The sequence below is a fragment of the Streptomyces sp. NPDC055103 genome, from assembly GCF_053607625.1.
Genome location: NZ_JBSGTX010000002.1, coordinates 14,281 through 26,938, shown reverse-complemented (window position 1 = coordinate 26,938; position 12,658 = coordinate 14,281). Strand labels below are relative to the sequence as shown.

Annotated in this window: 12 protein-coding genes; 7 read left to right on the top strand and 5 right to left on the bottom strand. The window is 71.4% G+C overall.

Annotated elements, in window-relative coordinates:
* Positions 1–8 precede the first annotated feature (8 nt).
* Positions 9–908: a zinc ribbon domain-containing protein gene (locus ACWFR1_RS01985; protein WP_453545456.1), complete on the top strand. Its 900-nt coding sequence runs from the start codon at positions 9–11 to the stop codon at positions 906–908.
* Here ACWFR1_RS01985 and ACWFR1_RS01980 read toward each other — a convergent pair.
* Positions 901–1,674: an SDR family NAD(P)-dependent oxidoreductase gene (locus tag ACWFR1_RS01980; protein WP_453545454.1), complete on the bottom strand. Its 774-nt coding sequence runs from the start codon at positions 1,672–1,674 to the stop codon at positions 901–903. The genes ACWFR1_RS01985 and ACWFR1_RS01980 overlap by 8 nt on opposite strands.
* 28 nt (positions 1,675–1,702) lie before the next feature.
* Positions 1,703–2,401, bottom strand: coding sequence for an MOSC domain-containing protein (locus tag ACWFR1_RS01975; RefSeq protein ID WP_453545452.1), 699 nt, complete (start codon positions 2,399–2,401; stop codon positions 1,703–1,705).
* An 80-nt stretch (positions 2,402–2,481) separates the two neighbouring features.
* Here ACWFR1_RS01975 and ACWFR1_RS01970 point away from each other — a divergent pair, with 80 nt between their 5' ends.
* Complete coding sequence (locus tag ACWFR1_RS01970; protein WP_453545450.1) at positions 2,482–3,375, top strand: LysR family transcriptional regulator; 894 nt, start codon at positions 2,482–2,484, stop codon at positions 3,373–3,375.
* A gap of 77 nt (positions 3,376–3,452) precedes the next feature.
* Here the strand turns inward: ACWFR1_RS01970 and ACWFR1_RS01965 are convergent, their stop codons facing one another.
* Positions 3,453–3,833 (bottom strand): WhiB family transcriptional regulator, encoded by a 381-nt coding sequence (locus ACWFR1_RS01965; RefSeq protein WP_453545448.1) that lies wholly within the window; start codon positions 3,831–3,833, stop codon positions 3,453–3,455.
* Positions 3,834–4,266: 433 nt separating this feature from the next.
* Here ACWFR1_RS01965 and ACWFR1_RS01960 point away from each other — a divergent pair, with 433 nt between their 5' ends.
* The 4 genes from ACWFR1_RS01960 to ACWFR1_RS01945 all read left to right on the top strand — a co-directional run bounded on the left by ACWFR1_RS01960 (position 4,267) and on the right by ACWFR1_RS01945 (position 8,638).
* On the top strand, positions 4,267–4,878 hold the full coding sequence (locus tag ACWFR1_RS01960; RefSeq protein WP_003948568.1) for a response regulator transcription factor: 612 nt from the start codon (positions 4,267–4,269) through the stop codon (positions 4,876–4,878).
* Between the two features lie 243 nt (positions 4,879–5,121).
* Complete coding sequence (locus tag ACWFR1_RS01955) at positions 5,122–5,724, top strand: sigma-70 family RNA polymerase sigma factor (RefSeq protein WP_453545446.1); 603 nt, start codon at positions 5,122–5,124, stop codon at positions 5,722–5,724.
* Between the two features lie 180 nt (positions 5,725–5,904).
* Positions 5,905–7,407: an IMP dehydrogenase gene (gene guaB / locus ACWFR1_RS01950; RefSeq protein ID WP_453545444.1), complete on the top strand. Its 1,503-nt coding sequence runs from the start codon at positions 5,905–5,907 to the stop codon at positions 7,405–7,407.
* Positions 7,408–7,513: 106 nt separating this feature from the next.
* Positions 7,514–8,638: a GuaB3 family IMP dehydrogenase-related protein gene (locus ACWFR1_RS01945; protein ID WP_453545442.1), complete on the top strand. Its 1,125-nt coding sequence runs from the start codon at positions 7,514–7,516 to the stop codon at positions 8,636–8,638.
* Positions 8,639–8,707: 69 nt separating this feature from the next.
* On the opposite strand, the gene ACWFR1_RS01940 is transcribed toward ACWFR1_RS01945, so the two are convergent.
* Together ACWFR1_RS01940 and ACWFR1_RS01935 are read right to left on the bottom strand one after the other, a co-directional pair.
* Positions 8,708–9,202, bottom strand: coding sequence for a hypothetical protein (locus ACWFR1_RS01940; protein WP_453545440.1), 495 nt, complete (start codon positions 9,200–9,202; stop codon positions 8,708–8,710).
* A 108-nt stretch (positions 9,203–9,310) separates the two neighbouring features.
* The gene (locus ACWFR1_RS01935) at positions 9,311–10,552 is read right to left on the bottom strand and encodes a nucleotide sugar dehydrogenase (protein ID WP_453545438.1); all 1,242 of its coding nucleotides are present in this window, start codon (positions 10,550–10,552) and stop codon (positions 9,311–9,313) included.
* A gap of 254 nt (positions 10,553–10,806) precedes the next feature.
* On the opposite strand from ACWFR1_RS01935, the gene ACWFR1_RS01930 reads away from it, so the two are divergent.
* Positions 10,807–12,513, top strand: coding sequence for a glycerol-3-phosphate dehydrogenase/oxidase (locus ACWFR1_RS01930; RefSeq protein ID WP_453545436.1), 1,707 nt, complete (start codon positions 10,807–10,809; stop codon positions 12,511–12,513).
* Positions 12,514–12,658: the final 145 nt, after the last annotated feature.

The window sequence follows — 12,658 nt, the reverse complement described above, 5'->3', positions numbered from 1 at the left end:
TCGATTCCGTGAAGCTAGCGGTGCGGGTGAAGCCGCTGCCGACGCCGGAGCAGGCGGCGGCGCTCGAAGCGACCCTGCGTTCCTGTAACGAGGCGGCAAACTGGCTCTCGGTTCGGGCCTTCGAGCATGGCCGGACTTCGCGGGCCGCGCTCCAGGTGTCGGCGTATGCGGCATCGAAGGCGCGGGGGCTGTCGGTGCGACCCGCGTTGCACGTGCTGCGGAAAGTCGCCGACGCCTATACCGCGCTGAAGGTGAATCTGAAGGCCGGGAATCTCGGCAAGCGCGGCTCGAAGCGGAACGCGAGGGCGGCTGGCAAGCCGGTCGTATTCCAGACCGATGCGGCGCAGCCGTTCGACGACCGGTGCCTCTCCTGGCAGATGGACGACTCCACCGTGTCGATCTGGGCGGCGTCCGGGCACATGAAGGGCCTCGTCTTTGCCGGCCAGGCCGAGCAGCTGGCCCTCTTGGCGGCATGCCGTAAGGGCGAGTCGGACCTGTTGCTCAAGGGGTACGTCGATGCCGCGTACATCAGCAGGGAGTGTTCCCGGTGTCATCACGTCGACTGTCGCAACCGGCCTTCACAGGCCGTGTTCGCATGTCAGGTCTGTGGCTTCGTTGAGCACGCGGACCTGAATTCGTCCCGCAACATCGCCGCTCGCGGCTGGTGGACGTGGGTTCGCGGGGCCGAGTCACAGGCCCGCCCCAACCCCGGCGGGATCACCGCCGACCCCCTGCTCCGCCCCGACCTGCGGCTCGGCGCCGGATGCCCCGCCCCGTCCGCCGGCACGCTCATCGCGGACAACGGCGGCAGGGACCGGTTCGGAAACGCCGTGTCGGCGACGACGGCTCCGAACATCGGGGCGTACGAGGGGCCGGGCCGCAACCAGTCCCGCAGAAGGGTCACTTAGGGCCGTACTTGCGGCCCGCCTTGGAGGAGACCCCGCCGAGCAGACCGCGCGGTGCCAGCTTCACCACACCCATCAGGGCCTTGTAGCGGGGGTCGGGGATCGACAGCGTCTTCCCCCGCTCCAGGTCCCCGAGCGCCGCCGTCACCAGCTTGTCCGCGTCGAGCCACATCCACCCCGGGATGTTGTCCGTCCCCATTCCGGCCCGCTCGTGGAACTCGGTCCGTACGAAGCCGGGGCAGAGCGCCATCAGCCGCACCCCGCTGCCCGCGAGGTCCCGCGCCACGCCCTGGGTGAACTGCACGACCCAGGCCTTCGACGCCCCGTACGTCCCGCGGGGCACGAAGGCCGCCACCGAGGCGACGTTCACCACCGAGCCCCGGCCGCGCTCCTTCATCGACGCGGCCGCGGCCGAGGTGAGCCGCAGCACCGCCTCGCAGTGCACCGTGAGCATCTTCAACTCGTCGGCCATGGAGACTTCGAGGAAGCGGCCCTTGTTGCCGAAGCCGGCGTTGTTCACGAGCATGTCGACCGGCTGCTTCGGGTCGGAGAGCCGCGCCTCGACGGCGGCGATGCCCTTCTCCTCCGCCAGGTCCGCAGAGAGGACCTCGGCCTCGATGCCGTGCCGGTCGTGCAGTTCGGTGGCCTGCTCCCGGAGCCGCTTCACGTCCCGGGCCACGAGCACGACATCGTGACCGTCCGCCGCCAGCCTGCGTGCGAAGGCGGCCCCGATGCCCGCGGTGGCGCCCGTAATCAGTGCAGTCGTCATACGGGCACGTTAATGCCCCGCCCGGGGCCTACGCCCCGCCGCTCGCCCCGCCGCCCGTCCGGCCGTACTTCTCCGCGTACTGGCGCGCGAGCGCGAGCAGCCCCGACTCCATCCACTCCGCGGCGGCCAACGTGGCGGGCAGCAGAGTGCGTTCGGCGGTCGCGGCGCGGTGCAGCAGGGCGACGGTGACGTCGTGGTCCGGCCGGTGCACGACCGTGATCGGGTCGCCGGCCCGCACCTCGCCCGGCACGATCACCCGCAGCAGCGCACCGGGTCCGGCCGCCGACAGGGTGAACCGCTTGACCCAGCCCTTCTCCTCGACGAAGCCCGCGAACGTCCGGCACGGGATGCGGCCGCCGGTCACTTCGAGGACGACGTCCTCACCGATCCGCCACCGCTCCCCGATCAGGGCGCCGTTCACGTCGAGGCCGAGGGTCGTGAGGTTCTCGCCGAAGGAGCCGTTGGCCAGTTCGCGGCCGAGCTCCCGCTCCCACAGGTCCATGTCCTCACGGGCGAAGGCGTACGCGGCCCGGTCGTCGCCGCCGTGGAACCGCAGGTCGCAGACCACGTCCCCGGCCACCCCGCTCGCCCCGACACCGGGCGCCCCGGGGGCCTCGATCCGTACCGGACCGTCGACGGGCCGCTTGTCGATGCCCGTCATCCCCGAGGCCGACTCGGTGTAGTCCACCGCCCGGGCGCGTCCCGCGTTCACGCTCAACAAGGTCATGCGGGCACTTTACGGGGATATCCCCAAAGGGTCGTCTATGAATTCGCCGGTTCACCCAAGATTCGCTTATGCTTGAGCGCATGATCGAGGCCCGCCACCTCCGCGTCCTGCGCGCCGTCGCCGCCACCGGCTCCTTCTCCGCCGCCGCGCGCGAACTCGGCTGCACCCAGCCCGCCGTCAGCCAGCAGATGAAGGCGCTGGAGACCTCCGCCGGCACCCCGCTGCTGATCCGGACCGGACGCGAGATGCGCCTCACCCAGGCCGGCGAGGTCCTCGTCCGGCACGCCTCCGGCATCCTCGCGGGGCTCACGGCCGCCGAGGAGGAGGTCGCCGCCATCGCGGGGCTCCGGGCGGGCCGCGTCCGCCTGGTCTCGTTCCCCAGCGGCAGCTCCACCCTCGTCCCCACCGCGCTCGCGGCCCTGCGCGCCAAGCACCCCGGCACCCGGGTCTCCCTCGTCGAGGCGGAACCGCCGCGCTCGATCGAGATGCTCAGGGAGGGCGACTGCGACGTGGCCCTCGCCTTCCGGTACGGGGCGGGGCTGGCCGAGTGGGACGACCTCGTCGTCCGCCCGCTGCTCGCGGACCGGCTCGTGGGCCTGGTGCCCGAGGGGCACCGGCTCGCCGGTGCCGGGTCGGTCGGCATCGCCGAACTGGCGGACGAGTCCTGGATCGCGGGCTGCCCGCGCTGCCGCCGTCAGCTCGTGGACGTCTGCGAGGAGGCGGGCTTCACCCCGCGCATCGACTTCGCCACCGACGACTACCCGGCCGTGGTGGGCCTGGTCGGCGCGGGTCTCGGCGTCGCCGTCCTGCCGGAGCTCGCCATCGAGTCCGTACGGCCCAAGGGGGCGCGGACCGTGACCGTGGAGCCCGCCGTGGAGCGGGAGATCGTGGCCCTGACCCTGCCGGACCTGGCCCAGGTCCCGGCCGTCGCCGCCACGCTCGACGAACTGACCCGCGCCGCCACGCGCGCGTAGGCGCCATCGCCACGCGCGCGTGGGCGCGACTCGCTCGTGTGCGGTTCAGACTCGGTCGTCGTTGAGGAAACGTTCCTTCACATGCGCTCCACGATCGGGCGGCCGTGTGCCGCCGCCGATGTCGTCATGGACGTCACGGTGGTGACAGGTGCGGCCGTCGGCGCCGCCGTGATCAGGCGGTTCCGGGCGCGTCCCATGAGCTCTTCGCGTTCGTCCTCGGTGAGGCCGCCCCATACGCCGTAGGGCTCCCGCACGGCGAGTGCGTGTGCCGCGCACTCCGCGCGTACCGGGCACCGCATGCAGACCTCTTTCGCCGAGTTCTCACGCGCACTCCGTGCCGCGCCGCGCTCTCCCTCCGGGTGGAAGAACAGGGAGCTGTCCACCCCGCGGCAGGCCGCGAGGAGTTGCCAGTCCCACAGATCGGCGTTGGGTCCGGGAAGGCGGGAGAAATCTGCCATTGCGCTAGTCCCCTTGAAACCGTGTCGAACGGATAGGTGGGCGGGTGGATGGCTGATCGGCCGGGGCTCCTCGGGCCCCGACGACTCGGGGTAGTACAACTACTGTCGAAGTAGATGTAAATATGACTCATTGCGAATCTAGCCGCAGACACTGCGAAAAGGGAAGAAAACCCGCTAAATGGGGCATAGCTTTCGATGATGGACGGAAGGGCCGCGTCGCTCTCCTCCGCTTACGGCTCCTCACGTAGAGTGCCGAAGGCTGCCGTCCGACCCGTAACTCTTTCGAGTGACCGTCGTTGAGTGTGCGGAGGCGGTTGAAGGAACAAGCGATCGGGCAGGTGTCCGAGAGCGTCAATCGCACAGGTGACGATACGTACCAGCCCTGGAGGCTCAAGGTGACGCGCAACAGCTGCGAGAGCCACGGAGGTCAGTCATGACATCCGTCCTCGTCTGCGATGACTCCCCGCTTGCCCGAGAAGCGCTCCGCCGCGCGGTCGCGACCGTGCCCGGTGTCGAGCGCGTGACCACCGCGGCCAACGGCGAGGAGGTCCTCCGCCGCTGGGGCGCGGACCGCTCGGACCTGATTCTGATGGACGTACGCATGCCCGGTCTGGGCGGCGTCGAGACCGTCCGCCGGCTGCTCTCCGCGGACCCCGGCGCCCGGATCATCATGCTCACGGTCGCCGAGGACCTCGACGGCGTCGCGCTCGCGGTCGCCGCGGGTGCCCGTGGCTATCTGCACAAGGACGCCTCGCGCGCCGAACTGCGGGCCACCGTCACCCAGGCGCTCGCCGACCCGACCTGGCGGCTCGCCCCGCGCCGGCTCCGTTCGGCCGAGATGGGCGCCGCGCCCACGCTCACCGCGCGCGAGATCCAGGTCCTCGAAGGCATGAGCCACGGCCGGTCCAACGCGGAGATCGGGCGCGAGCTCTTCCTCTCCGAGGACACGGTCAAGACGCACGCCCGGCGCCTCTTCAAGAAGCTCGGCGCCTCCGACCGGGCGCACGCGGTCGCGCTGGGTTTCCGCTGGGGCCTGGTGCGCTGAGTCGCAGGTCACCGGCCTTCTCCCCGTCCGCGTCCGCGTCCGTCGTGGGGTGGACGGGGTGGGCTTGTGTCACTTCCCCGCGGAATGCCGCATCCTTGAGATGTGGAGTTCCTCGGGGACGAGTCGATCGAGCGGGAGGGGAGGGCGCGGGAGATGAGTTCCGGCGCACCTGCTCATAACGCTTCGGTGCACAACTACGGACGCGGTGCCGCGAACGCAGAGGCGTCGGGGCACCATGGAGCGATGCGCGACGACGAGACCGTGGGGTCCCCCATGCCTGCCGGGCAGGGGGAGATCGGCGCGCTCGTGCGCCGTGCGGTCGAGGGCGACGCGCAGGCCACACACGACCTTCTCGCGCGTGTGCACCCGCTCGCCCTGCGGTACTGCCGCACCCGCCTGAACCGGCTGCCGGGGGACGCCCGCCACTTCGTGGAGGACCTCGCCCAGGAGGTCTGCGTCGCCGTCCTCATGGCCCTGCCGCGCTACAAGGACACGGGCAGGCCCTTCGAGGCCTTCGTCTTCGCCATCGCCGGACACAAGGTCGCCGACCTCCAGCGGGCCGCCATGCGGCACCCCGGGGCGACGGCCGTGCCCTCCGACGAGATGCCGGAGCGGCCCGACGACTCGCTCGGCCCCGAGGAGCGCGCGCTCCTCAGCGAGAACGCCGAGTGGGCCAAGAAGCTGCTGGCCAACCTCCCGGAGAACCAGCGCGAACTGCTCGTGCTGCGGGTCGCCGTCGGGCTGACCGCCGAGGAGACCGGGCAGATGCTCGGCATGTCCCCCGGGGCCGTCCGGGTCGCGCAGCACCGTGCGCTCAGCCGGCTCCGCGCGCTCGCCGAGCAGTGAGCATTCGCTCCGAACAGTGGATGTTCTCGCCGAACAGTAAGCGTTGCTGAGGCCTGTCAGCCCTTTCGTACACGTACAAACGTCCAAAGCTTCCGGCTGATCTTGATCGTGGAATGAGACACGGCTCAGGCCCGTTAGCATGGACATCCGCACCGATCAAGGCCATTTGGGGAAGGTGTCATGACTGCAAACGTCGACGGAGTGCCCGAGAAATTCGCGACACTCGGGCTGACCTACGACGACGTGCTGCTGCTGCCGGGCGCGTCCGAGGTCCTCCCGAACGCGGTCGACACCTCGTCCCGCATCTCCCGCAACGTGCGCGTGAACATTCCGCTGCTGTCGGCGGCGATGGACAAGGTCACCGAGTCCCGCATGGCGATCGCCATGGCGCGACAGGGCGGCGTGGGCGTGCTCCACCGCAACCTGTCGATCGAGGACCAGGTCAACCAGGTCGACCTCGTGAAGCGCTCCGAGTCCGGCATGGTCACCGACCCGATCACCGTGCACCCGGACGCGACGCTGGCCGAGGCCGACGCGCTGTGCGCCAAGTTCCGCATCAGCGGCGTCCCGGTGACCGACCCGGCGGGCAAGCTGCTCGGCATCGTCACCAACCGCGACATGGCCTTCGAGTCGGACCGCAGCCGCCAGGTGCGCGAGGTCATGACCCCGATGCCGCTGGTCACGGGCAAGGTCGGCATCTCCGGTGTGGACGCGATGGAGCTGCTCCGCCGCCACAAGATCGAGAAGCTGCCGCTCGTCGACGATTCCGGCATCCTCAAGGGCCTCATCACGGTCAAGGACTTCGTCAAGGCCGAGAAGTACCCGCACGCCGCCAAGGACGCCGAGGGCCGGCTGCTCGTCGGCGCGGCCGTCGGCGCCAGCCCCGAGGCGCTGGAGCGGGCGCAGGGCCTGGCCGCGGCGGGCGTCGACTTCCTGATCGTCGACACGTCCCACGGCCACAACAGCAACGCCCTGAACTGGATGGCGAAGATCAAGTCCAGCGTCGGTGTCGACGTCATCGGTGGCAACATCGCGACGCGTGACGGTGCGCAGGCCCTGATCGACGCCGGTGTCGACGGCGTCAAGGTCGGTGTGGGCCCCGGCTCCATCTGCACCACGCGCGTCGTCGCCGGCATCGGGGTCCCGCAGGTCACCGCCATCTACGAGGCGGCACTCGCCGCCCGCGCGGCCGGTATCCCGGTCATCGGCGACGGCGGCCTGCAGTACTCCGGCGACATCGGCAAGGCGCTCGCCGCCGGCGCCGACACGGTCATGCTGGGCAGCCTCCTCGCCGGCTGCGAGGAGTCGCCCGGCGAGCTGCAGTTCATCAACGGCAAGCAGTTCAAGTCGTACCGCGGCATGGGCTCGCTCGGCGCGATGCAGTCCCGCGGCCAGGGCCGGTCGTACTCGAAGGACCGCTACTTCCAGGCCGAGGTGGCCTCGGACGACAAGCTCGTCCCCGAGGGCATCGAGGGCCAGGTGCCCTACCGCGGCCCCCTGGCCAACGTCCTGCACCAGCTCGTCGGCGGTCTCCGTCAGACGATGGGCTATGTGGGCGCGGCCACCATCGAGGAGATGGAGTCCAAGGGCCGGTTCGTCCGGATCACGTCCGCGGGCCTCAAGGAGAGCCACCCGCACGACATCCAGATGACGGTCGAGGCGCCGAACTACAGCAGGAAGTAACACAGCGCGACGCGTGGGGGCGGTTCCGGCATGTGGCCGGAGCCGCCCCCCACGCTTGTGTCGGGGATACTGGTAGGCGCAGACGTAGAGGGAAAGGCCACACATCGTGACTGAGATCGAGATCGGGCGCGGCAAGCGCGGCCGCAGGGCGTACGCGTTCGACGACATCGCCGTCGTCCCGAGCCGGCGCACCCGGGACCCGAAGGAGGTCTCGATCGCCTGGCAGATCGACGCCTACCGTTTCGAGCTGCCGTTCCTGGCCGCTCCCATGGACTCGGTCGTGTCGCCGCAGACCGCCATCCGGATCGGCGAGCTGGGCGGCCTGGGCGTCCTGAACCTGGAAGGGCTCTGGACCCGGTACGAGGACCCGCAGCCGCTGCTCGACGAGATCGCGGAGCTGGACGAGGCCACCGCGACCCGCCGTCTGCAGGAGATCTACGCGGCTCCCATCAAGGAGGAGCTGATCGGGCAGCGCATCAAGGAGGTGCGCGACTCCGGTGTCGTCACCGCCGCCGCGCTCTCCCCGCAGCGCACCGCGCAGTTCTCGAAGGCCGTCGTCGACGCCGGCGTGGACATCTTCGTCATCCGCGGCACGACGGTCTCCGCCGAGCACGTCTCCGGCGCCGCGGAGCCGCTGAACCTGAAGCAGTTCATCTACGAGCTGGACGTCCCGGTCATCGTCGGCGGCTGCGCCACGTACACCGCGGCCCTGCACCTGATGCGCACCGGCGCGGCGGGTGTCCTCGTCGGCTTCGGCGGCGGCGCGGCGCACACCACGCGCAACGTCCTGGGCATCCAGGTCCCGATGGCGACCGCGGTCGCCGACGTGGCCGCGGCCCGCCGCGACTACATGGACGAGTCCGGCGGCCGGTACGTGCACGTCATCGCCGACGGCGGTGTCGGCTGGTCCGGCGACCTGCCGAAGGCCATCGCCTGTGGCGCCGACTCCGTCATGATCGGCTCCCCGCTGGCCCGCGCCACGGACGCGCCGGGCAAGGGCCACCACTGGGGCATGGAGGCCGTCCACGAGGACGTTCCGCGCGGCAAGCTGGTCGACCTGGGCATCGTCGGCACCACCGAGGAGATCCTCGCGGGCCCGTCGCACATCCCGGACGGCTCGATGAACTTCTTCGGCGCCCTGCGCCGGGCGATGGCGACGACGGGCTACACGGAGCTCAAGGAGTTCCAGCGCGTCGAGGTCACCGTCGCGGACGCGCAGCACAAGCGCTGACGTCGTCCCGTACGCGTACGAGGGGCCCCGCACCGGGTGGTGCGGGGCCCCTCGGCGTGTGTCCGGCACTCAGCGGGCGGCCTTCTTGGCCGCCGAGAACGCGGCGAAGGCGGCGAGGGCGAAGAACAGGAACGTCAGGGCGTCCTTGCCCTCGTTCCAGGCCTCCGTCAGCACGCCGAACTCCTCCAGGAACAGCTCCGTGGCGGAGACGTTCAGCGCCTTGGCGCCCAGGACCGCGATGCCCACGAGCTGGCCGAGGTAGACGGCGCCGAGGGACAGCACCGCGCTGGCGATCGGCAGGACGGGGTTGCGGCCGCCGACCTTGCCGGCGGCGAGACCGACGAGGAAGCCGACACCGACGGCGGCCCAGCCGATCTCGCGCTCGATGCCGCCGATGACGGCTCCGTACACCCCGCCGGCGACGAGCCCCGCGACCAGGGCGGCCAGCAGGCCGAGCCCCACGTTGTCGCGGACGGGCGCGGGCGGCGGCGCCATCGGGTACGGCTCGGGCGCTGGGCCGTTGGCGAACGGGTTGCCGGACGGCGGCGGTACGGGCTGGCTCATGCTGCGGATCCCCCAGGGACGTGGACGCACGGATGTGCGTACGAGAGGTCCCGGAGGTTAGCAGCCCCCTGTGACGGCGCCCCAGGGGTTTCGCGTGCGGTGGCTCGGTCAGAGCCGGTGGGCCGCGCCGCCGGGGGTGGCGCCGCGGGTGTCGAGGAGGAGCTGGGCCTTCACCGAGAGGCCCTGGAGGTCGTACGTGCGGTGGTGCTGGAGCAGGACCGTCAGGTCGGCGTGGGCGGCGGCCTCGTAGAGGGAGTCGGCGCGGGGGACGGGGAGTTCGCGGACGCGCCAGTCGGGGACGTGGGGGTCGTGGTAGCTGACGGCCGCGCCCAGGTCCATGAGGCGGCGGGCGATCTCGTCGGCGGGGGAGCCCTGACGGTCCGGGAGGTCGGGCTTGTACGTGATCCCGAGCAGCAGGATCCGGGCTCCGCGGGCCGACTTGCCGTGCTCGTTGAGGAGGGTGGCGGCGCGCTGGACGACGTACTGGGGCATGCGTTCGTTGACCTGGCCGGCGAGTTCGACGAGGCGGAGCGGGCGGTGGGCGCCGATGGTGTCGACGGAGACGCCGTGGCCGCCGACGCCGGGGCCCGGGCGGAAGGCCTGGAAGCCGAAGGGCTTGGTCTCGGCGCAGCGGATGACGTCCCAGAGGTCGACGCCGAGTTCATGGCAGAGGACCGCCATCTCGTTGACCAGGGCGATGTTGACGTGCCGGAAGTTGGTCTCCAGGAGCTTGACCGTCTCGGCCTCGCGCGGGCCGCGCGCGCGGACCACCTTGTCGGTGAGCCGGCCGTAGAAGGTGGCGGCGGACTCCGTACAGGCCGGGGTGAGGCCGCCGATGACCTTGGGGGTGCCGGCGAAGCCGTGGGTGCGGCTGCCGGGGTCGAGGCGGCCGGGGGAGTACGCGAGGTGGAAGTCGCGGCCGGCCCGCAGCCCGGAGCCCGCTTCGAGGACCTCGCGGAGGAGGCCTTCGGTGGTGCCCGGCGGGACCGGGGACTCCAGGAGCACGGTGGTGTGGGGGCGCAGCCGGGCGGCGAGGGCGCGGGCCGCGTCGGTGACGGCGGTGAGGTCGAGGGTGCGGTCGGGGCCGAGGGGGGTCGGTGCGCAGAGGACGGCGGTGCGGACGCGGCCGAGTTCGGCGGTGTTCGTGGTGGGGCGGAAGCCTCCCGCGAGCATCCGGCGGATCTCGGGGGCGGTGAGGGAGCCGTCGACCGGGGAGCGGCCCGCGGCGAGTTCGGCGACGGGGCGGGGGTCGGTGTCGTAGCCGATGGTGTCGATGCCTGCGGCGGTGGCGGCCTGGGCGAGGGGGAGTCCGTGGTGGCCGAGGCCGATGACGGCGAGATCAGCGGGCATGGGGGGTGGGCCGTCCTTCCCAGTAGCCGGAGGGGACGCGGGGCGCAACCCCGGTGGACAGAACGGGGTGAACGCAATGTCAGACTAGGCGTAAATATGACCGATATGCGGCATTGTGGGGTCGAAGGTCGCCGAGTGTTATCCACAGGGTGGCGGCGAGGCGGTGGCTGAAGTCACCGGAGCGGGCCAGAATCGAAACCGGGACGGCTCCGGGGACGACCGGGACGGCTCGGGGACGACGGGAGGCGACAACCGTGAGGACAGCGACACTGGGACCGGCCGAGCGCACCGAGGCGCTCACGGCCATGGCGGAGCGAGAGTTGGACGTGCTGGTGGTCGGCGCCGGAGTGGTCGGCGCGGGGACCGCCCTCGACGCCGTCACGAGAGGGCTCTCCACCGGCATCGTCGAGGCCCGTGACTGGGCCTCCGGCACGTCGAGCAGGTCCAGCAAGCTCATCCACGGCGGCCTGCGGTACCTGGAGATGCTGGACTTCGCGCTGGTCCGGGAGGCGCTCAAGGAGCGCGGACTGCTCCTGGAGCGGCTCGCACCCCACCTGGTGAAGCCGGTCCCCTTCCTCTACCCGCTCCAGCACAAGGGCTGGGAGCGGCTCTACGCGGGCTCGGGCGTCGCGCTGTACGACGCGATGTCCCTCTCCTCCGGCCACGGCCGCGGCCTGCCCGTGCACCGCCACCTCTCCCGGCGGAACGCACTGCGGGTCGCGCCATGCCTCAAGAGGGACGCCCTGGTCGGCGCCCTCCAGTACTACGACGCCCAGATGGACGACGCCCGCTTCGTCACCACCCTCGTGCGCACGGCCGCCGCGTACGGCGCGAAGGCCGCCAGCCGGGCCCGCGTCGTCGGCTTCCTGCGCGAGGGCGAGCGGGTCGTCGGCGCCCGCGTCCAGGACGTCGAGTCCGGCGGCTCGTACGAGATCAGGGCCAAGCAGATCGTCAACGCCACCGGGGTGTGGACGGACGATACCCAGGCTCTCATCGGCGAGCGCGGCCAGTTCCACGTCCGCGCCTCGAAGGGCATCCACCTGGTCGTGCCCAAGGACCGCATCCACTCGACCACCGGGCTCATCCTGCGCACCGAGAAGTCCGTGCTGTTCGTCATCCCCTGGGGGCGGCACTGGATCGTCGGCACCACCGACACCGACTGGGACCTCTACAAGGCCCACCCGGCCGCGTCCAGCGCCGACATCGACTACCTCCTGGAGCATGTGAACACCGTGCTCGCGACCCCGCTCACCCGGGACGACGTCCAGGGCGTCTACGCGGGCCTGCGACCCCTGCTCGCGGGCGAGTCGGACGCCACGAGCAAGCTCTCGCGCGAGCACACCGTCGCCCACCCGGTCCCCGGCCTCGTCGTGGTGGCCGGCGGCAAGTACACGACGTACCGCGTCATGGCCAAGGACGCGGTCGACGAGGCGGTCCACGGCCTCGACCAGCGGGTGGCCGCCTGTGTCACCGAGGACATCCCGCTCCTCGGCGCCGAGGGCTACCGCGCCCTGTGGAACGCCCGCGCCAGAACGGCCGCGAGGACCGGCCTGCACGTCGTCCGGGTCGAGCATCTCCTCAACCGGTACGGCTCCCTGACGGAGCAGATCCTCGACCTGATCGCCGGGGACCCCGGGCTCGGGGAACCGCTCGCGGCGGCCGACGACTACCTGCGCGCCGAGATCGTCTACGCCGCCTCGCACGAGGGCGCGCGCCACCTCGACGACGTCCTCACCCGGCGGACCAGGATCTCCATCGAGACCTTCGACCGGGGTACGCGAAGCGCGCGCGAGTGCGCGGAACTGATGGCACCCGTCCTGGGCTGGGACGCCCGCCAGATCGACAAGGAGGTCGAGCACTACGAGAAGCGGGTCGAGGCCGAACGTGAGTCGCAGCGGCAGCCTGACGACCTGACGGCGGACGCCGCACGGCTCGGGGCGCCGGACATCGTGCCGATCTGACGGGCCGTCCCCGACGGGAGGGTCGCGTCGGCCGGAATCCTGCGGGAACCTGGAGGGTGTCCGGGGGCGTCGTCATCCCGGAGTGCGGACCCGGGGGCGGCACCGGTCCCGAGGTGAGGGACAATGGCCTCTCTTCCAGGGCGGG